Origin of the sequence: Streptomyces sp. NBC_01717 (assembly GCF_036248255.1) — a bacterium.
GTDB lineage: Bacteria > Actinomycetota > Actinomycetes > Streptomycetales > Streptomycetaceae > Streptomyces.
The window spans coordinates 656,492-676,102 of record NZ_CP109179.1 but is presented as its reverse complement, the minus strand read 5'-3'; the positions used below and the strand labels follow the sequence as shown (position 1 = coordinate 676,102).

Sequence of the window (19,611 nt, the reverse complement as noted above, 5' to 3'; positions counted from 1 at the left end):
CCACGTACCTGGTAGGCGCTGATTTCCCGTGCCAACAATTTGTGGGCTCCCGTTGGGGGCCGTGATGTCACTGCGTGAGGTGGTGCCTCGTAGCAGTGGGCTTTGCCGTCATCGTAGACCGGCCGGGAGCGAGGGCCTAGGGGGCCTTGCCGGGGGCGGGCGGGGGCGGGCGGGTGTGTGTGGTTCACTGCTCGGCTACCAGGGCGAGGTTGGGGTAGAACTTCCGGCCGTTGGATTTGATCATGTCGGCGGGTGAGGCGAGGCCCACTTCTTGCCGGACGCGGGTGGCGAAGGTGCGGGTTGTGGCGGGGCGGATACCTTCGCTGGCAGTGCACCAGGTGCTGTAGGAGGCGTACAACAAGCCCTGTTCAACACGGAGTTCTTGCTTCTCAGGGTCGTGAATGCAGCATTCGGCGAGGAAGCGGCCGATGTGGTCTTCGGTGTTGGCGTAGGCGCTCGTGGCGATACGGACCCGGTCCGGTCCGGCGAGGCTGTCACGGGTCGCGAGGTAGCGGCGAGCGCCCTCGATGAGCCACTGCAGGATGCCTGAACCTTCGTCACCGACGAGTTCCACGGCGAGGTTGTCGATCTTCCGCTCGTCGGGGACGATCCGTTCGAAGGGCAACAGACGGATGCGGCGCCAGAACGCGAAGCCACCGGTGGAGACTTCGGGGCGGTGGTTACCGAGCAGCCAGAGGTGGTGGGTGGGCGTGAAGGAGAAATAATCCTGCCGCATGCGGCGGGCCTTGATCTTGTCTCCGCCGGTAAGAAGGCGAACGCGGGCTTCGTCGAACCGGTCGTTCGGCTTGAGTTCGCTGCAGACGATCAGGCGCCGGCCGTGAAGCTCTGTGAGCTCGGTGGAGTGTTCGGAGAACGCACCTCGGTCCATCAGGAAACCGGGCGGGGCTGCGTCCGCATAGTCGCCGAGGATCTGAATCATCACGTCAAGAAGAACAGACTTCCCGTTCTTTCCCTGGCCGTGGAGGAAGGGCAGGACCTGGGCACCGACGTCGCCGGTGATGGAGTAGCCGAGCAGCAGGTGCAGGAAGTCGATCATTTCCTGGCCTTCGGCGTCGTCACCGAAGGTCTCGGCCAGGAATTGGTGCCAGCGAGGGGTGGGCATGTTCAGGGGGGCAACGCTCGTGGCGCGGGAGTGAAAGTCGCGTGTGGGATCGGGCTTGCGCAGGCGGCCGGTCGTGAGGTCGACGACGCCTTCAGGGGTGCACAGGGCGTAGGGATCGCCGTCCAGGGTGTCGGGGTCTACGGACAGGTCCGGGGATGCCTTCGCCTGGGTCAGCAGGGCCTTCATGCCAGTGGTCGACAAGGTGCGCTTCTTGTGGACGCAGAGCTCGCGGTCGCTGAAGATGCCACGGAGATCGGTATCCGGCATCTCCTCGGCCATCTCCCCCGCCGCCCACAGCGCAGCTTTCTCGCCGCCGGTCCGCTTCCACCTGTAGCCGTCCCAGGCAAACCAGCCCAGGCCCTCAACGTGCCGGAACTGGCTGCGGTAGAGGCGGACGAACAACTTGGCATTACCGCGGTCGGTAAGAGTGCTGGGCAACTGGCTCTGAGTCGACAAGGGGGACGCGGAAGCAGCCTGCACCGGGAGGGCCGGGGCGGGCTGCAGGGCTTCGAGATTGAGCATCTGCTGAGCGGCGGCAGTTGCGTCAAAGCGGGTGCTTTCGGCGCTGCTCATGAACGTCCTTTGAGATGGAGCGGTCGGGCGGCCCCGGCGGCGAGACCGTCATTGATGAGCTTTTCGTTGCGGGATATCTGCCAGGGGCGTGCCTCGTGCGCGGCGGCGGCAAGAAGTTCACGGACGATGGATTCGCTGAGGTGTCCTGCGGCGGCAAGGCCGCCTGCGGTGAACGCAGCCCGGTTCAGCTTCTCGGTAAACCCCGCGCCTTCTGGTGTGGCCGCGCACTGGGCGACTTCAGCCAGGTGTGGGTCCAGGATCCGGTGAGCGGACTTCGGCTTGCTCGCCTGTCGAGCACGGGGCAGAGTCGAGGCGGTCTGCGGCGTTGGTGCCGAGGAGACCGTGTGGCCCGTCCGGATCAGCTCAGCCGCGAGCCAGTCAGGCAACGGGGCCGGCATACGAGCCGGGCCGACCGCCTCGTAGCTGCCCTGGGAGGTGCGGGTAGCGGGCGCGATGATGTAGCCGCCCTCTGCCCGCACATCAACCTGCCAGGCGAGCGCGACCCTCGGGCTCGAACCCGTCGAGGAGCGGAAACGGGTTCCGGCAACCGTGTTGCGATACCAGACGTGGAGGCCGCCCGACGGAGTGCGAACGCGCAAGGTGTTCTCGTCGTCGGCAGGGTTGGGCTGCCGACGAAAGGCGGCTAGCAACGCCATCGTGTCAAAGCCCGAAGCGAGTCCAGCCAGGTTGACCGATTCGTGGATGGCGATACCCGGGAGCAACCGGCTTCGGTCCGGCACCGGGGCAGAGTGGGCGTCGATGTCGAGGACGACGAGGCCGGCCGCCCCGCAGGCCACTCCTACACCGGAGCGGGGGCTATCGGTCCACCACTTCTCGATGCGCAACGGGTTGGTCGTGCCGGCGTGGAAGCCATGACAAGGCCTGCCTGCTGGCAAACAGGGGCAGGCCTTGGGGTTGTGGTGCCGGTCCCTGCAGGCTGAGCAGTTCGCGGCGGGAGTCTTGCGGCCCACCGCAAGAGGATGGACCGGCCAGCCGTTGCTTGCGCACCAGCGTGCAAGGGCAAGCGACGGCACGGAGCTGGCCGGGGAAGTGTCCGGGCTCGTCTTACCGTGGCGCGGCACGCAGTCGTCCTTATCGGTCCGGTCGTAGGGGCTTCAGTCCCTACGACAAGAATGCTGGTCACAGGGGTCCGTGTCTGCAGGTTCAGGGACCGAAGGGACTGTCTTTCGGAATGAGTCTAGGGCTCAGGTCATCCTCGGCCGGGGAACTCCCCCGCGTGCCGTTCTATCAGTTTTTGAGTCCCTTGAGTCCCTTCAGCCCCTGACAAACAGCCTTCCGTTGAGGTGATATGCGAAGTATGTGACGTTTTGCGAGAGGCTGAAGGGACTGGAGGCCAGAAGTAGAGCCGGCGGAACAGAGCCTGCCCTGGGGCGGGCGGGGTTACCGGATGGCAGGCAGGCTTGAGCCAGAACGCGCTTGGACTGAGAACCAGGGCCGGGATGCCGTTGGTCCCTGGCTTCAGTCCCTGACAGAAGATGCAGGTCAGAGCACGTATAGGTAGCAGATCAGGGACTGAAGGGACTGAAATCCCTAATTATGAGCTAGCCCTAATACGTCTAGAACAAGATTCATACGCCTGCGCATACGCGCACACGTAGTGACGTCATAACGCTCAACTTGAGTCCCTTCAGTCCCTGAATCAGGCACCGAACCCCCTCTGACCTGCTGTTTTACCAAGGGACTGAAGCCAGGGACCGAAGCCAGCGGGGCACTGCCAGCACATAGCCACCCTCCTCCAATAACCGGGCCCGCCCGCTCCGACCAGTTCCCCCGGCGCAGACAGTCCGCTCACGCCCCCGACCGACCAACCGGAGCACGTCCGCAGGCCGCTCCGCATTGGGGTATCGGTGAGCGTCAGGTCAGTGTCGGCGAGCATTCACCGATCAGCAATACATCGAGCCAGGCGGCTTCGAACCCGCCAGTAAAGACCACGAGCAGGCGAGGGAAGGCCGGGTAGCGGCCGCACCAGGCCAGCACTCGAGTTTGATGTCGATCGCCTAGTCCAGCTCGGGGGCCCCTGCGCGGTCGCTGTACTGAGCGAAGGATTCCTCGACCGGTAAGTACGCGAAAACGGCCGATCAGTTCATCTAGTGCTCTGACCGGGAAGGTTCGCCGGGTTGGTGATGGCGACGGTTGGATGTGCGGTGACGTCCGTCCGATCGTTGGGGGTGTGGTGGCAGAGCCCGTCCGTGTGCGCAGGTTGACCGATCAGGAGGGGCAGAAGCTGCAGCAGATCGTGCGCCGGGGCAGCACCAGTTCGGTGCGCTACCGGCGCGCGATGATGCTGCTGGCCTCCGCCGGCGGAAACCGGGTGCCAGTGATCGCGCAGTTGGTGCAGGCCGACGAGGACACCGTCCGGGACGTGATCCACCGGTTCAACGAGATCGACCTCGCCTGCCTGGACCCTCAGTGGGCGGGACGCCGTCCCCGCCTGCTCAGTCCTGACGACGAGAACTTCGTCATCCAGACGGCCACCACCCGCCCGACCAAACTCGGCCAGCCCTTCACCCGCTGGTCCATCCGCAAACTCGCCGCCTACCTGCGGAAAGCCCACGGCCGCGTCATCTGCATCGGCCGCGAGGCGTTACGTTGCCTACTCGCTCGCCGCGGCATCACCTTCCAGCGCACCAAGACGTGGAAGGAATCCCCGGACCCTGAGCGCGACGCCAAGCTCGACCGTATCGAACACGTCCTGGACCGCTTCCCCGACCGGGTCTTCGCGTTCGACGAGTTCGGCCCGCTCGGCATCCGACCCACCGCCGGCTCGTCCTGGGCCCCTGCCGGTCACCCCGAACGGCACCCCGCCACCTACCACCGCACCCACGGCGTCCGCTACTTCGACGGCTGCTACTCCGTCGGCGACGACACCCTCTGGGGCGTCAACCGCCGCAAGAAGGGAGCTGGCAACACCCTGACCGCACTCAGGTCGATCCGCGCGGCCCGCCCGGACGGCGCCCCGATCTACATCATCTTGGACAACCTCTCCGCCCACAAAGGCGACATGATCCGGCGCTGGGCGAAGAACAATCGGGTCGAACTGTGCTTCACCCCGACCTACGCGTCCTGGGCCAACTCGATAGAGGCCCACTTCGGGCCGCTACGGCAGTTCACCGTCGCCAACTCCCACCACCGCAATCACACGGTCCAGACCCGTGCCCTGCACGCCTACCTGCGATGGCGCAACAAAAATGCCCGACACCCCGACGTCCTCGCCGCCCAGCGGAAGGAGCGTGCTCGCATCCGCAGCGAGAAGCGCATCCGCTGGGGCGGACGACCAACGAAAGTCGCGTGACCCCGATCAAGGCACCGGCAACACTGGCACCATGACCGATGATCGTGAGGCTCTGCAGGCCAGCTGGAATCAGACCCGTGACCACCTCGACGCCGCCCGAGCCCACCTCACACGCCTGCCGGACATCGACCTCTCAGCGACGCTGGAGTTCCTGGAGCACAACGAGCTGGGACTCGCCTTCGACTGCCTGGTCGATCTCGGTGACGACCTCGACCTGCCCCTCAGCTTCTGGCAGCACCTGGACCAAGCGGCTCGTGAGATGCGCCTTTACAGCGATGCGCTGCACAGGCCCCACCTCACGGCTGCCGACTTCTGCCGCCGCCGCCTCGCCGCTGCCTCCGAGCAGGAATGATCCACCAATCCGGCGAACCTTCCCGGTCAGAGCACCAGACGGCCGCCCCTACTCCACCGGCAACACTCCCCCGAAGTTGCTGTCGACGGTCCTGGACGCGACCTCGGAACAGACCGGCCGGGACGTTGCCGCCGCCGACCGCAACTTCGCCGGCAAGGCCCGCTTCTACTGCGCCTCCTGAGCAAGCGCGCGCAGAACAGGCCGGGTAGAACGGCCGATGGGCTACCAGCGTTGCTGGTAGCCCATCGGCAAGTCGTGGTCTGCCGCCCTGGCTCCCCCGCCGCAGGCGGTGGCCGAGTTGGTCGGCCGGAACGGGGAGGACTCTCCGGATTCCCCGCTTGCTCAGGTGCACACGGATGGCGTGCGAGGAGTACCCCTTGTCGGCCAAGACTAGGTCCGGCCGAGTGCCGGGGCGCCCTCGCACTCGAGGAAGACGCGGGCGGGCCATCACGTCCGCGAATGCGGGTGTATCCCCTGCCTGTCCAGCACTGAGGTGGAAGATCAAGGGTCGGCAGTTGCCGTCGGCCGCCCGCTCTTGCGTCTTCTGTGCACCGGCTTTCAGCCGGTCGGGGTGAGTGTCATGCTGAGAGGGCCGACAGTGGCCGACCACTGCTTACCGCGCGCCGTGACACTGTCTGCTTCGTCGAGCATCCGGGCGCGCAGGAGCCGCGCGCACTGGCCGAGCCGATCGGACTCAAATGGGGGCAGGTTCGCGCGCTCCTGGACCCGCACCAGTGACGTGTCGAGCCAGTACACAGCTTCTCGCACGTCGCGCACGGTCTGCCCTGCCGCCCCAGAGAAAGAGCCTTCCATCGACCACTCCATGCGTAGCGCCATAACTCGACGGTAACGGCCGACCCATAATCCCGGTGCACGGTGGATCAGTGCGCGATGTCGGATGTGGTGCATGGCCGGCTCATATCCGCCGGTGGTTCGACTCGTGGCCGGCCTCCTTTGCCTCGCGCGATGCTGCGGTCCAGTTTTTCGGCGGCGGGGCAATCGGCATGGGCTGGGCGGATGGCCTGGAGGAACGCGGTGGGCAATGGTGGCCCCGCTTCGACCAGGACGTGATGGTCCAGTCCGTGGCGGACGCTGCCCGGCACTCCTTTGCCCACGAGTGGGAGCGCGTCACCTGCCCCACTCTGCTCATGCTGGCCCAGTCGAGCTTCATCTCGCCTGCACGGGTCGATGAACTGATGCGCCGCCGCGTCCCGACCATGTCAGTCAGCGTTCGCGAGACCCGGCACGACCTGCACCTGGAACAACCCGACATCGTGTATCGCCTGGTCTCCCATTTTCTCGCCGGTCTGTCTGCGTAGAGACGCGCTGGGCCCTCCGTTGGTGTGGCCGCGTTCAGCTGGCGGCCGTCTGCTGGATCGAACTCAGCTCTGCCAACTGGCGCACGTACGCTCGCGCGGGGCGTCCTACTGGGAGGCGGGCACGGTGCAGATCGTGAAATTAGGAGGCAGAACACGAGTGCGCCGCGGCTGGTGTCCATCCCTGATCTTGCTCGGGCCACTTCGACGTCGTACTGATCGGCGGCGAGGTGAAATGTTCGAGGCCGCCTTTCGCTACCGGCACGTTGGCCCCCATGATTGGTGTGGTCGTGGGGCCCGAATCACGCATTCCTGAGCAGAGTCCTGAAGCCCGGGATTCCCTGCGAGATGCCGTGTGAGCCGGTTGACATCATCACTGCGTGGACGCCCAACCTGACGAACCGCTCCACAACGCACCTCTGCCGCTGCACCAACACTGAGCGGAAGCCGCAACATCTGCCCGTGCAATCGGGCTCTCCCCCACCACGACGCGTCGCCGCTCTCCGGGTCGCCCGCAGCCAACTGCGACCGTCGGCGGCCAGAGCCTCCACCGTAAACGGGCCACGGCCTCCCTCGCCGACCGTCACCACATCCTCGCCGTCGATCCACACCTGCAACTGGGCAACCCACCGAGACCCCGGCGGCAACAACCAGACCTCGGGCCGGTGGAACACCTGTTCGCCATAAGGGAGGGCCAGCCGCCGCAGGTCAACTCGGACGCTCGGTCGGCCAACAGAAGCGCTCAGCCATACTTTGCGGTCGAGTTGTCGTGGCCTGGTTGCCCGACCTAGTCGCCCGACCACAAGTGTCGACTCTCCAGTTAGGCGGTACATGCCCCTATATGGCGTGCTAGCCGTACCGCTATGGTTTGCCTTATATGCGGCGCTCAGCATAGTGCACGCGATGTCGTCGGCTGCGGTGTCAGCCTCTGCGTCCAACCGGGTGGACACCGGCACCGCAGCACTTCACGACGTGTGTGTCCTGCGTGAGAGCACTCGCAGCACCCGTACCGTCGATGATCACATGATGTCCATTTTATGACTGGAGGTGATCTCTGTGCCCTTCGCTCTCCACTCGCTCCCGGCCATCGATCTGATCGAGGTGAAACGTGCAGTGCGGCGGCGCCTTCAGCTCATGTCGGAGGGTGTGCACCAGGCCAAGGTATTCGTGATCGTCAATGGCAAGGGCGGTGTAGGCAAGAGTTCCCTGTCTGCAGCCCTGGGTGCGGCCTGGTCCGGCATCGGGCTCCGGGTCCTGCTCATGGAGATGGACGAGCAGGGCAACAACGGCGAGGACCTCGGAACCACAGGAACCGTGCTTGCCGACGACGGCGAGGCTCAGGCCACCGCGATCCTCGACGGCAAGGTACTCACTCCGACCGGCGAGGCACGTCCAGGCCTGTTTGTCGTGCCTGGCGGAGCTGTTCTCGAGGACGTCGTCGAAGAGCTGTACTGCCAACGCCGTCTAGCCTCGCGCTACGACAACGCTGAGGATCAGAACGCCTGGATGGGTATGTACGCCGCAGCGATTGACGCTGTCCGCGACGACTACGACGTGATCATCCTGGACGTTGCCCCTGGGTCAGAACCCCTGCAACTCCAGGCACTCGCAGCAGGGGACCTGGTCCTCATCCCCTCCAAATCCGATCCCTCCTCGCGTAAGGGGCTGCGCACAGTCGCCAGACGGTTCGGTCAGGCTCGCGTCCTCAACCCGATGCTGCGACTGCTCGGCGTCGTCATTTTCGCCACCAACGCGAGCGCTACCAATGTCCAGGCCAAGATCAAGGAGCAACTGGAGGAGGATCTCAATGGCGCTGCCCCTGTCTTCAGCCAGACGATCCGCCATGTAGAGGCGGCGGCAGTGGCGTGCCGGATGGCCGGCCGTGTCGCGCACGAGATGGGGGCCAGCACGGCAATTGAACCCAGTCTTCGGCGTTCGGTGAAGGCACTCGCGGGGGACTACCAGTCGCTGGCCATCGAGATCATGCAGGCGAAGATCGCGCTTGACCGCGGTGCCGGAACGGAGAGTGAGGCGGCATGACCGATTCCACCAGAACGCCCAGGAAGCGGGGTGGGCTTCCCGACGATGACGGCCTGAAGGCCTTCGCGTCAGCGGCCAGCAATGCCTTCCAAGCCCCTCCCGTCCGGCGACGGAAGTCCACCCCGGATGCGCCCGCTCCTGAGGCATCTCCCGCTCCAGCACCGGTTAGTCAGCCCGAGCCTGTGCTGCCGACTGTTGCCAATCAGGGTTCACACTCCGCGGTACCGGCGGTCGTCGTCGAGGTGCAGGTGCCGCAACTGGGGGAGAGGGGGCAAGAGGCCGGCCAGTGCACGATCATGGTGAGTTCCGACGTGCGGAGGCGGTTCGCGCACTACCAGCTCACCCAGAAAGTGACGACCGGTCATGAGCCGACGAACGCTGTCGTGGTGCGTCGCGCTGTGCTCCACGCCAAGAAGCACGACTTGTTCGGTTCCCTGCGCGAGGCTCTGCGCCACCGGAGACAGCCTGTGCAGGAGGAAGACAGCGACCCGGATGGCTTGTTCGGTGAGGTGCCGGCCCGGCGTACGGCCCGGGGATCGGTCAAAGACAGCCGTCAGCAGAGTTTCCGTCCCTCCAGCCGCGAGCTGGCGGTCATCGACGCCCTCGCCTCTGCGTACGCGTTTCCGAACCGGTCCGACTTCCTCAACAGTGCTCTGGACGCCTTCCTTCCACCGTTGCCCAATGAGAGCCCACGCAGGAGAGCGTCCGGGGAGGCGTAGTGAGAGCGGGGCGGCTCCATGAGCCGTCCCGCTCTTGTGTAGGAGCCTTTAGCGGGCCGGCTTTCGCAGGGCGATCGCCCGCCCGATCTTGCCGAGCTGCGTCTCGATCTCCTTGACAACCAGCATGGCGGCTTCAGGATGCTCATCGACGGCACGTCGAACTGCCGGACGGCTGACCGTCTTCGCAGCATCCGTCACAGAGGCGAGAGCCTGCATGAGCCGACGTACGTCCTCGGAGTCGGTCGGATCAGGCCTCTGGCTGTCTCTCCCACCTGCGGAGTCATTCGCTGAGGAGGTGACCGCGGCTGCGTCCCCGGCCGGGACCTCAGTAAGACTGCCGGTCCCGCTTGCCGTGGTTGGCCCCGAAGCCTTGAGGATCTCGCGGACTGCCCGTTCGACATCTGCGGGCACAGCGCCGGAAGGAATGGCTGGCAGTTGCCTCACCACATCCTTCAGCGCGCTACTTGTCACGCGTCCTCCGCCACGTGCCAGAGTGTCGTAGACGGCCACCGCTGCGTCCTCGCCGTGATTCTTGGCGACGGGCGTCAGCTCACGCACCTGGGACTCCCGGGGCCGCCAGCCCAGACCAGCGAGCGCTTCTCCTATCCGCCACTCAGCCATCAGCCGTTGAGCGTGCGACTCGGAGATTTCCCAGTTGATCCAGATGAACTCCGCGAAGTTCGGCACTCCGGAGTTCCGGTGCAGGTTGCCGGTCCTCATCGTTTCCAGAGCCTTGCCGGCGATCCAAAAGGCCTTGTGGAGGTTGTCGACCCCTGCCTTGCACGCCTCGAAGGTCTCCTCCTCATCAGAGCTGAGCTCTCCTTCGCTCGCTGGGGGGCGGGGGAGTGGAATCGACTCCAGCGTCGTGCCGACCGGTGCCTTGATGACCACGCTTGCGTCTTGGACAACGCCCGGGTAGCCCCGTCCCATCAGGCCGGTGCCCATGGTCGGGGACGTTCCCAACTCGTCGTCGCTGAACAGGTCGCCGCCCATCAGCCTGTTGCCTTCCTGCAGTGCTCGAAGATCTCGGTGGTCAGGGCCCGCATGTCGTCTGCCAGGCCCACGATGGCCTCGGGTACAACGTCCGCGACCTTCGCGCGGCCGGCAGCCACGTCGTACCCCTTGGCACTCATCGGCAGAAGCTCTGCATATTCGGAGAACAGCAGGCCCTTCTTGCGTGAGTTGCGGGCCGGCTTCTCGCGGTAGCCGACCACGGTCGACAGGATCGGGGTCGTGATTCCAAGGACTGCACGGATGTCCTCCTTCACCTCTGCGTGCATCGACGTCGCGGTCGGGTTCGATGCATAGAGGAAGGCTCCACCGACGCGCAGGTGTGGGTTCACCTGGCGGCGCACCATCTTGAAGTTTCGGGAGATGCGCTCCATGCCCTGGATAGAGGAGTCATCCGACCGGGTGGGCACCACGAGGACGCGTGCCGCTGCGACGGCCAGTTGCTCGAGCGAGTCGTTCTCCGGAGCGCTGTCGATGACGATCTGGTCGTACCAGCCGGCGATGGGTGCCAGCGAGCGAGCCAGGGAGAGTGCCACCCCGGCCCCTTCGCCCATCATCCGGTGCATCAGCAGCTGGATCAGCTCGCCCACTGTTTCGCCGCCCGGCACCACATCCAAGTTGGGGCGCACTTCACGGACAGGCAGTAGCGGTGTGCGGTCGTAGACAGCGCGATACAGGCCCTGCCCGTCTATGACGGTCGGCCCAGCAGGGTGAATGCCTCTGCCGTATCGCTTGATGCCGAGGTCGTCATCGTCCTGGCTTGTCAGGCAGATCAGCAGGGTGCGTCGGCCCTCTGCCGCCGAGGAGCCGGCCAGATGCGCGGCGATCGTGCTTTTGCCAACGCCGCCCTTGCCCGTGCCGATCACGACGCTGTTCGCTGGTGGGTCGATCAGTTCCAAAGGATCGTTGAGCACCGGAGCTGGCCTCCTTGCGTACCCCACATCCGCGTCAGGACAGGCGCGGTACCGGCATCCTGGCACACCGGAATCCGTCCATGGAGCGATATCAAGGGTGGACTCCCCAATTGGGGAGTCCACGGCACGGCCCAGTTCCCCCAAGGGTCCGATCAGCGCAGTGCGGGCGTAGGGCGAGAGTCGTGCAGCCACATTCCTGTCCCTGACGTGTGAAGGTGGAGTCCAGTCAAGGCGGCCGAGGGGTTCTGCGGGTACGTCCGCCGTTACGTACGGCCTGGCGACGTAGGCCTCCTGATCCCAAGCACGTGCCGTTACGCGGCCAGGGCAGGCTCACTGGCGGGCGGTATTACGGCGTAATACTTCGTGCCCTGCGCTAGATCTGTGAGAGCAGGGCAGGGCTCCGGCCTACGGCGGCTGGAGTTGTCTGGGACGTGCCCGCAGAATCTGTCACCGGTAGTCATGCCCGCGCGAAATTCCTCGCCAAGTCCACCACTGCCCAACAATCCGCCGATGCCGCGATCAGCGCGACGAAGGCGCCCCCTGTCGAGATGAGCCGCAAGCACGAGTGGGAGATCCGGCCTGTGCACCCCGCGCACACCACCGTGGACTGCGCGACGTGCGGATCGAGAACCAAGCACGCACTGCCTCTCTCGGAACGAACCTATGCCTGCACCACGTGTGGAGCCGTGTCTCTCCGGGACAACTCCGCCTGCGTGATGCTGGCCCTCGCTGGTCTTACCCCGGCTAGTACTGATCGCGTAAGACCAGACAGGGCGCCGCCCCGACCGGCAGCCTGAGCTAGACATCCCCGATCAGCCCTTGACGGTGAGGAATCCCCTCGCCTTCAGGCAGAGGAGATTTCAACGGATCTCAGAACTGCCGTGGGACAGGGTGTGTTCTGGAGCAGTTCGGGAGTGAGGCGAAGCTGCGTGGGGGTGTTCCCGCGAGGGCGAGGTCGGTGGATGCGGCGGGGGAGTGGTCGATGAGGACAGGTTCTTCCGGAAACTCGAAGCCGGTGTGGCAGATGACGTGCCGGAATTCGTCCGGGGTGGAGCCGGTTCGGTATCCAGAATCGTCGAGTTCGACCTGCAGGCGCTGTTTTGTGGCCTGGCCCCAGGGGAGTGTGTCGCCGGTGTTGCCCTTCGTGGTCGTCGCATCGCGAGACCCAGCGGGTGCCTTTCGAAGCAGCAAGGCCCTACTTCGGTGACGCCGAGGTAGCCGTTGGGTTCGATCACGAGGGCCCATGAGTCGATCGCGGTCAGAGCGATCAGTGTGTGGCGACCCTGGTGTCTGTCCTGGAGTTCGTATGCCGCGTCGACGAGTACCGGCATTCCGGTGAGTGCAGTCTCGCCCGGCAGACAAGCCGGCGCAGCAATGCGGCTAGGTGCAGGTCGTGGACCAGGGTCATGCAATACGCCCTCGAGAGTTCGACGAATCGTTCGTTGTACCACGCGTAGTTGGCAGTAGTCGCGATCGCAGCTGCGATCTTTGCTGATACCTCTGACATTGTCCGGAGCAGCACAGCAGCCTGTAGCGACATATCGGTAGGTGCCGGGGGAGTGGTGTGTTGCACCCTCGCACCCCGAGTAGGCCGGAGCACTGCACCACTTGCCCAGGCGTGACCGGCGCCCTTCGTGCATGCCTGGGGAAGACCAGGAGTGCGCAGACTTCGCAGGGGATGGGTCGCCCGCCTCGACGCGACGAGAGGCACACACGGAACGGGTCGGTATTACGGCGTAATACTGTCCTGCCTCAGCGAAGGAGTTCGTCAGGTGTGGTGCCCCAGTGATCGTCGGGGAACATGACCTCGAACCAGAGGTGCCTCACCGTGTCCTCGGCGCGCTCACCAACAATGTCGCCGCTGGCGATCCTGAAGCTGCCGACGAGCGGTCGACCAAACGATCTCGAACTCATTGGCTGTCAATCACCGCGGGTCGTGCCCCTCCCACTCAGAGATGGGCGGTTCCGCGGTCAGACCGTAGACACTCTCGTACTCAGCCAACCGACCGTCTCTTTGGGCTTCTTGCCACTCGGCCAGCGAGGCAGCGGCCAAAGCCTTGGTTCCGGGCTCCTGCAACTCGACTTGCCGGATCACGTACCCATCGGTGTCCAACTCGAAGTAGAGGCAGACGGCTTCCTCGTCCCAGAAGCAGCGAAGCCAGCGCGTCACTGGTTCACCACGTCGAACGCCTGCCGGGCGGTGGGCCGCATCAGGAACTTGTACGCACGAATCATCCAGCCCACCCCCCATTCGGTCAGTGCGGTCAACCTAGCTGGCTCCACTGACAACGCAGAGAACTCCGGTGCTCCGCGCCTCCGTGCTCGGGATCGCATTCCCGCCCGGCCTGAAGGCCGGGATCCCCTGCGAAGATCAGGGATGCCAAGGTTGACTGCGACATGCGATCGGACGGTTCAGATCGACCGAGACTGGCTGACCTTCCGTAAGACAGTTATTACGGCGTAATACTTGGCGAAGCTAGCGTGTTGATGCTGCATCTGATCGTGTGCGTTAGTAAGGTATCTACCATGAGTTTGTCATCCCCAGGCGGCGACCGCGAGAAGGTCGTCTCGAAGATCCCTGTCGCACTACAGCTGGACCTGAAGATCCGGGCCGCCCAGCATGGCATCGACATTCAGCACGCCGTCGAGGCCGGCATCGAGGCCTGGCGCGGGCTCGGGTCCAACCTCGCACCCATCGACACGTCAGGCGCCAAGTCCTTTGCCACCTTCCTTCCCGCAGGCCAGTGGGACAGTTTCCGTGGCGACTGCGCCTCCCGCGGAGTCTCCATCATCCAAGGCCTCGCGCAGTCGGTTCAGATGTGGCTCGAGACCAACCCAGCTCCCACCGTGGTGCGACCCGAGCACCCCAAGCGGGTTGTCGTCTGCAACCAGAAGGGCGGGGTCGGTAAGACCGCTATCACCGCTGGCACAGGTGAGGCCCTGGCTGAAGATGCCAACCAGCTTCACCCCGTGCGGATCTCCAAGCACTTCGCGGCCGCCCTGTCTGAGGACGACGGTGACTCTCCCCTGGACTACGAGGACCTCCCGGGCATCGGCATGAGGGTTCTCCTGGTCGACTTCGACCCCCAGTGCCACCTCACCAAGCAGCTTGGGCAGGAGCCTCTGGCGCTCGAGGGCGACAGCCTCACCAAGCACATGGCGGGCGAGTCCAAGGGCCAACTGCGTGACCTCATCGTGCCGATAGAGGACGCCCGGTTCGGTGACCGTTTGCACCTCCTGCCCGCATGCACCGACGCGTTCCTTCTGGACGTCAAGCTCTCCGGTGTCCGCGCCCGAGAGGCCGCACTGGAAAGGGCACTGTCCGCCGTCGAGGACGAGTACGACGCGATCCTCATCGACTGCCCGCCAAGCCTCGGCCTGAGCATGGACGCCGCCGCGTACTACGGGCGCCGCCGCCCAGGTGAGGCACCCGGCAACTCCGGTGTACTGGTCGTTGTCCAGGCCGAGGACAGTTCCGCCGACGCGTACGGACTCCTCACCTCGCAGATCGAGGACCTGCGCAACGACATGCACCTTGAACTCGACTACCTCGGCATCGTCGTGAACCACTACGATGCCCGACGCGGATACATCGCCACCTCATCCCTCGAATCGTGGATGGACATAAAGGATCCCCGGGTAGTCGGAGTCATCGGAGACCTGAAGGAGCAGAAGGAGGCTGTACGCGTGAAGCAACCCCTGCTGGCGTACTCGCCCCGCTGTGACCAGTCCGTCGGAATGCGGGCCCTGGCCCGGGAGATCTCATGAGCAAGGCATCCAGGCTCGGCGCTGGTGCGTCGTTCGGACAGACGCAGACCATCAGCGCACGCCGCGCCGCGATCAACGCCAACACCAGCGCTCCGACTGAAGGAGCACCGCCTCCCGTCAAGCTGTCCGTTGACCTGATCAGTCTCAACCCGGACAACCCGCGGTCCGAACTCGGTGACCTGACAGACCTCAGCGCCAGTCTTCGGGACCACGGCCAGAAGACCGCGATCAGCATCATGGGCCGGTTCGCCTACCTCGAAGGCAACCCCGGGCGAGAGCACGATCTGGAGCCGGACACCAAGTACGTCGTTATCGACGGCAACTCCCGCCTTGCCGCATCACGGGAAGCTGGCCTCACCGAGATCAAGGTGATGCTCGACGACGACCTCGGCAGCAACCCCGACGAAATACTGGAATCGGCCCTCGTCGCCAACATCCACCGTCAGGATCTCGACCACCTCGACGAAGCAAAGGCCCTCGACCAACTCCTCAAAGTCCACGGCACACAAGAGGCGCTCGCAGCCCGACTCCACCGCTCCCAGGGATGGGTCTCCCAGAGGCTCGCGCTACTCACCCTGACACCCGAACTGAAGCAGAGGCTTCAGTCTGGTGAGGAATCAGCAGCCCTGCTGCGGCGAGTCGGGAAGAAGAACGCCGAGGAGCAAGAGGAACACCTGCGACTGCTCAAGGAGAAGGAGGCGCAGGAAGCCGCAGACAAGAAGGCCCGGGCGGAGCAGCGTGCCGCAAGCAGTCGCAAGAAGCAGACCCTCACTGCGCCCGCTGAGAAGAAACCGAAGGAAGAGCCGTCCGGGCTATCAGCGAGCCCCGAGCCGTCTCCCGATTATTACGCCGTAATAAATGGGTCCGCGTCTGACGAGACCGCCGGGAGCGATCTGCCGAAGCCGCGAGAGGAAGCTGGCGCGGTGGGCCAGTTGCCGTCCCGTGATCCTGAAGCTCTGTCGGAGCTGATCATTGCTGAACTCGATGTGCCGACAAGGCGGAAGCTCACCGAGCTGCTGGTGGACTACAAAATCGAGGAGACAAAGAGGATGCGAGCTGAGCAAGCCTCAGCAGCCGGAGGGAAGTAGGAATCGGTGCCACGGCCCCGCGACTCAGCCTATTGGCGGGGGCGGGGCCATTATCTTGTGCGATCGCGTGCCAGGGTATCTCGCCCGGCTCCCCAGGCACGGTCACGAGGGAGTGCACCCCAGTCCGACTGTCGGCCTCTAGCCAGTTCCGCTCACCCCTCTGTCCGCGCATGCTGCGCTGTCACCGGATGTCTCCGAGGATCCCACCCCGGCGAACGCTGATCGCGTAAGACCAGACAGGGCGCTGCCCCGGCCGGCAGCGTGAGCTAGAAATCCCCGATCAGCCCTTCAAGGTGAGGAATCCCCTCCCCTCCCCTCCCCTTCAGGGAGGGGAGGGGGCAACACTTCCAGCCCACCGAAGAACGCTGACGCGGCCACGAGGACGCTGGACGCTTGTGTCAGGCCTCGGGCTGCACGGCGTCCGGGTGCAGTACCCGGGCGAGGAAGGCCTTGGTCCGGGGGTGCTCCGGCCGGGCCAGTACATCCTCCGGGGCGCCCTCCTCCACCACTCGGCCGTCGTCCATGAAGACCACACGGTCGGCGACGTCGCGGGCGAAGCCCATCTCGTGGGTGACGACCAGCATCGTCATGCCTTCGTCGGCCAGCGTGCGCATGACCCCCAGTACGTCGCCCACCAGCTCGGGGTCGAGCGCGCTGGTCGGCTCGTCGAAGAGCATCAGCCCGGGCCCCATCGACAGGGCCCGCGCGATGGCCACACGCTGCTGCTGGCCGCCGGAGAGCTGGGCGGGGAAGCTGTCCTCACGGTCGGCCAGTCCGACTTTGGCGAGGTTCTCCCGGGCGATGCGGCCGGCTTCCTCCCTGCCGCGCCCAAGAACCCGACGCTGAGCGATCGTCAGGTTGTCCAGGACGTTCAGATGAGGAAAGAGGTTGAACTGCTGGAAGACCATGCCGATCCGCCGGCGCATCGCGTCCAGATCGATGTCCGGATCGGTCATGTCGACACCGCCGACGGTGACCGTGCCGCTGGTCGGATCCTCCAGCAGATTCACGCAGCGAAGCAGGGTCGACTTCCCCGACCCTGAGGGGCCGACGACGCATACGACCTCGCCGGGCGCGACCGTGAAGTCGATACCGCGCAGCACTTCGACGTCGCCGAACGACTTGTGCAGCCCCTGGATCTCGATCGCCGCAGTCATGTCCGCCATCTCGTGATCACCTGGCCTGTGCGTGACGGGCCTCGAGGCGCCGTACGAGATAGCCGAGCGGGACAGTGACCAGGAGGTAGCACAGGCCCGCGACGAAAATGGGGGTGGTGTTGGCCGTCGTACTGGCCAAGTCGCGCCCGAACTTCGTGAGTTCACGCTGCTGCAGTGTGACGCCCAGGAAGAGCACCAGCGAGGAATCCTTGAAGAGCAGGACCATTTCGTTGGTGAGCGGCGGCACGATGATCCGGAAGGCCTGAGGGATCACGATCGACCGCATCGCAGTGGCGTGCGACATGCCCAGCGTGCGCGCCGCCTCCAGCTGGCCGCGCGGTACGGCCTGGATGCCCGCCCGGATGGTCTCCGCCATGTACGCGGCGGAGACCAGACCGAGGGCGCAGGCGACCTGTCCGTAGGTCTCCCCGGGGAAGACAAGCCCCGGGAAGGCGAGCGGGACACCCACCCCGACGAAGATGAAGATCAGCAGGGCGGGCAGGCCGCGGAAGAACTCGATGTACGCCATCGCGAGCCAGCGGTACGGCGCAACGGACGACAGCCGCATCAGGGCCACCACGAGGCCCAGTACGAGTCCGACGCCGAAGCCGGTCAGCGTGTACACCACGGTGTTCAGCAGCGCGACCGTGATGAGCTCGGGGAAGAGCCGCTGGGCGACCGACAGGTCCAGAAACTGCTCCTGGAGCTGCTGCCAGTCGGCCAGCGCGCCAACGACCACCACGGCGACCACGAAGACGGCATACTGCACGCCACGGGAGATACGGCGACGGCGTCGCGGCGACATCCGGGGCCGCGCAGCCGCCCCCTCCCGGTCCTTGCCGGTGATCAGGGTGGTCACTGGGCGTCGGCACCCTTCGGCATGGGCCCGATCCACTGCTCGTACAGCTTCTTGTACGTGCCGTCGGACTTCGCGTCCTTGATGGCCTGGTTGATCGCCGCAAGGAGCTTGGGGTTGCCACCCTTGCGGACCGCGAAGCCGTACTGCTCGCCGGTGTCGAGATTGCCCACGATCTCGAACTTGGCCAAGTTTGCAGGGTCCTTGAGCCAGTTCTGCACGACCGGATAGTCCTGCACGATGACATCGACCTGGCCGGTGCGCAGTCCATTGAGCTCGGCATCGGAGCTCTCGAAGGACTGCGGGTCGGCGCCGTGCGAATGGGCGAAGTCCTCGCCGGTGGTGGAGGACTGGGAACCGAGCTTGAGCTTCTGCTTGGTGATGTCCTCGACGGACGCCGCCTTGACGCCCTTGCGGGCCAACAGGGCCTGGGTGGCGTTGAAATACGGGACGGAGAAGTCCAGATTCTGCTTGCGCTCGTCGGTGATCGTCATGCCGGCGGCCGCCACGTCACAGACACTGGCATTGAGGTCGGCACCGGTCTTGATCGTCTCGAACGACTTGTCCACGACTTCCTGCTTCACACCCAGGTCCTCGGCGACCAGATCGATCATCGAGACATCGAAACCGACCACCTTTCCGTCCTTCTCGGACTGGAAGGGTGCGTACGGCAAGTGCGTACAGGTGGTTATCTGGCCGGACTTGATCAGCTTCGCACCTTTGACGGTCGCGCCATCACCGCTGCTACTACAGGCACTCAGCGGAAGTGCAAGCGCGGCGGCCGCGCAGATCACGGCGATCCGGCGGGAGGGCAGGCGGGACGAGCTCATAAGAGTTCCCCTTGCGTACGAAGGACGGACTCGCGGATCGACGCCGAACCGCGATCAAGGTCCGCACAGAATGTCGGAGCACTAGCTCAAAGTCCATCCTGCCCAGATGTTTCGAGACTTCGTCCCGCTTCTAGGAGCAGTTGCCGAACTGATTCGCGTGCACGTTCCTGTGGTCACGGCCATCGGCGAATTCTTGGACCCGCGGGACTCCTCCCTGCCTTGAAGGGGCGGGGTCTCTCGCCTTACCGATGGCGCGTTGCTACGGACCAGCCCGGCCCGTAGGGCGCTGAGCGCTCCGACTGTGTCGGCGTGTGCGGTGTGATCGCAGATGATGCAGCGGAACTTGTTGAGTGTGGGCCGCTCCTCCTTCGCGGTGTGTCCCATGCAGGCGGGACACAGCCGGAAGGCGTTGCGGGAGTCAACCGCCATCACTTTCCACCGACCCGAGCCGTCAGCTCCGGCACCCCGGATCAGCCCGTGGCTCCAGCGACATCTGTCTCGGAACTCACTGAGCGCTTCAGTTGGCCAAAGCGGGCCAACGGAGGCACTCA

General features: G+C 65.1%; 16 protein-coding genes and 3 pseudogenes. 8 read left to right on the top strand and 11 right to left on the bottom strand.

Features of this window, described 5'->3' with window-relative positions:
* Nucleotides 1-184: 184 nt before the first annotated feature.
* Nucleotides 185-1,696: a DNA primase family protein gene (locus OHB49_RS44825; protein WP_329167377.1), complete on the bottom strand. Its 1,512-nt coding sequence runs from the start codon at nt 1,694-1,696 to the stop codon at nt 185-187.
* Nucleotides 1,693-2,730, bottom strand: coding sequence for a bifunctional DNA primase/polymerase (locus OHB49_RS44820; RefSeq protein ID WP_329167479.1), 1,038 nt, complete (start codon nt 2,728-2,730; stop codon nt 1,693-1,695). The genes OHB49_RS44825 and OHB49_RS44820 overlap by 4 nt, the downstream gene beginning before the upstream one ends.
* A gap of 1,160 nt (nt 2,731-3,890) precedes the next feature.
* Here OHB49_RS44820 and OHB49_RS44815 point away from each other — a divergent pair.
* Both OHB49_RS44815 and OHB49_RS44810 read left to right on the top strand, forming a co-directional pair.
* On the top strand, nt 3,891-5,009 hold the full coding sequence (locus tag OHB49_RS44815; RefSeq protein WP_329167478.1) for an IS630 family transposase: 1,119 nt from the start codon (nt 3,891-3,893) through the stop codon (nt 5,007-5,009).
* Between the two features lie 31 nt (nt 5,010-5,040).
* Nucleotides 5,041-5,361: a MafI family immunity protein gene (locus tag OHB49_RS44810; protein WP_329167376.1), complete on the top strand. Its 321-nt coding sequence runs from the start codon at nt 5,041-5,043 to the stop codon at nt 5,359-5,361.
* A 256-nt stretch (nt 5,362-5,617) separates the two neighbouring features.
* On the opposite strand, the pseudogene OHB49_RS44805 reads toward OHB49_RS44810, so the two are convergent.
* A pseudogene (locus tag OHB49_RS44805) lies at nt 5,618-5,893 on the bottom strand (transposase); the annotation flags it as partial.
* A 26-nt stretch (nt 5,894-5,919) separates the two neighbouring features.
* Nucleotides 5,920-6,198, bottom strand: a complete 279-nt coding sequence (locus tag OHB49_RS44800; RefSeq protein WP_329167375.1) for a hypothetical protein — start codon at nt 6,196-6,198, stop codon at nt 5,920-5,922.
* A 47-nt stretch (nt 6,199-6,245) separates the two neighbouring features.
* Here OHB49_RS44800 and OHB49_RS44795 point away from each other — a divergent pair, with 47 nt between their 5' ends.
* From OHB49_RS44795 to OHB49_RS44785, 3 genes are all read left to right on the top strand, one after another.
* Nucleotides 6,246-6,680: an alpha/beta fold hydrolase gene (locus tag OHB49_RS44795; RefSeq protein WP_329167374.1), complete on the top strand. Its 435-nt coding sequence runs from the start codon at nt 6,246-6,248 to the stop codon at nt 6,678-6,680.
* Nucleotides 6,681-7,733: 1,053 nt separating this feature from the next.
* Nucleotides 7,734-8,717 carry a ParA family protein gene (locus OHB49_RS44790; protein ID WP_329167373.1) on the top strand — a complete coding sequence of 328 codons (984 nt, stop codon included), beginning with the start codon at nt 7,734-7,736 and terminating at the stop codon, nt 8,715-8,717.
* The gene (locus OHB49_RS44785; protein WP_329167372.1) at nt 8,714-9,436 is read left to right on the top strand and encodes a hypothetical protein; all 723 of its coding nucleotides are present in this window, start codon (nt 8,714-8,716) and stop codon (nt 9,434-9,436) included. Before OHB49_RS44790 ends, OHB49_RS44785 begins: the two co-directional genes overlap by 4 nt.
* Nucleotides 9,437-9,484: 48 nt before the next feature.
* Here OHB49_RS44785 and OHB49_RS44780 read toward each other — a convergent pair whose 3' ends face one another.
* Both OHB49_RS44780 and OHB49_RS44775 read right to left on the bottom strand, forming a co-directional pair.
* A complete protein-coding gene (locus tag OHB49_RS44780; protein WP_329167370.1) occupies nt 9,485-10,429 on the bottom strand; it encodes a hypothetical protein in 945 nt (314 codons plus the stop codon).
* Nucleotides 10,429-11,361 (bottom strand): ParA family protein, encoded by a 933-nt coding sequence (locus OHB49_RS44775; protein WP_329167368.1) that lies wholly within the window; start codon nt 11,359-11,361, stop codon nt 10,429-10,431. The genes OHB49_RS44780 and OHB49_RS44775 overlap by 1 nt, the downstream gene beginning before the upstream one ends.
* Before the next feature lie 464 nt (nt 11,362-11,825).
* Between OHB49_RS44775 and OHB49_RS44770 the strand changes: the two are divergent.
* A pseudogene (locus tag OHB49_RS44770) lies at nt 11,826-12,158 on the top strand (zinc ribbon domain-containing protein); the annotation flags it as partial.
* A 470-nt stretch (nt 12,159-12,628) separates the two neighbouring features.
* On the opposite strand, the gene OHB49_RS46120 reads toward OHB49_RS44770, so the two are convergent.
* The gene (locus OHB49_RS46120) at nt 12,629-12,868 is read right to left on the bottom strand and encodes a DUF6461 domain-containing protein (protein ID WP_443079736.1); all 240 of its coding nucleotides are present in this window, start codon (nt 12,866-12,868) and stop codon (nt 12,629-12,631) included.
* Between the two features lie 336 nt (nt 12,869-13,204).
* Nucleotides 13,205-13,531: pseudogene (locus tag OHB49_RS44765) on the bottom strand (hypothetical protein).
* Between the two features lie 356 nt (nt 13,532-13,887).
* Between OHB49_RS44765 and OHB49_RS44760 the strand changes: the two are divergent.
* A complete protein-coding gene (locus tag OHB49_RS44760; protein WP_443079735.1) occupies nt 13,888-15,129 on the top strand; it encodes a ParA family protein in 1,242 nt (413 codons plus the stop codon).
* Nucleotides 15,126-16,217 carry a ParB/RepB/Spo0J family partition protein gene (locus tag OHB49_RS44755; RefSeq protein WP_329167367.1) on the top strand — a complete coding sequence of 364 codons (1,092 nt, stop codon included), beginning with the start codon at nt 15,126-15,128 and terminating at the stop codon, nt 16,215-16,217. Before OHB49_RS44760 ends, OHB49_RS44755 begins: the two co-directional genes overlap by 4 nt.
* A 398-nt stretch (nt 16,218-16,615) precedes the next feature.
* Here the strand turns inward: OHB49_RS44755 and OHB49_RS44750 are convergent, their stop codons facing one another.
* From OHB49_RS44750 to OHB49_RS44740, 3 genes are read right to left on the bottom strand one after another with little or no spacing between them, the layout of a single operon-like run.
* Nucleotides 16,616-17,383, bottom strand: a complete 768-nt coding sequence (locus OHB49_RS44750; protein ID WP_329167366.1) for an amino acid ABC transporter ATP-binding protein — start codon at nt 17,381-17,383, stop codon at nt 16,616-16,618.
* A 7-nt stretch (nt 17,384-17,390) separates the two neighbouring features.
* Nucleotides 17,391-18,179 (bottom strand): amino acid ABC transporter permease, encoded by a 789-nt coding sequence (locus tag OHB49_RS44745; protein WP_329167476.1) that lies wholly within the window; start codon nt 18,177-18,179, stop codon nt 17,391-17,393.
* 50 nt (nt 18,180-18,229) lie between these two features.
* A complete protein-coding gene (locus tag OHB49_RS44740) occupies nt 18,230-19,060 on the bottom strand; it encodes an ABC transporter substrate-binding protein (RefSeq protein WP_329167365.1) in 831 nt (276 codons plus the stop codon).
* Nucleotides 19,061-19,611: the final 551 nt, after the last annotated feature.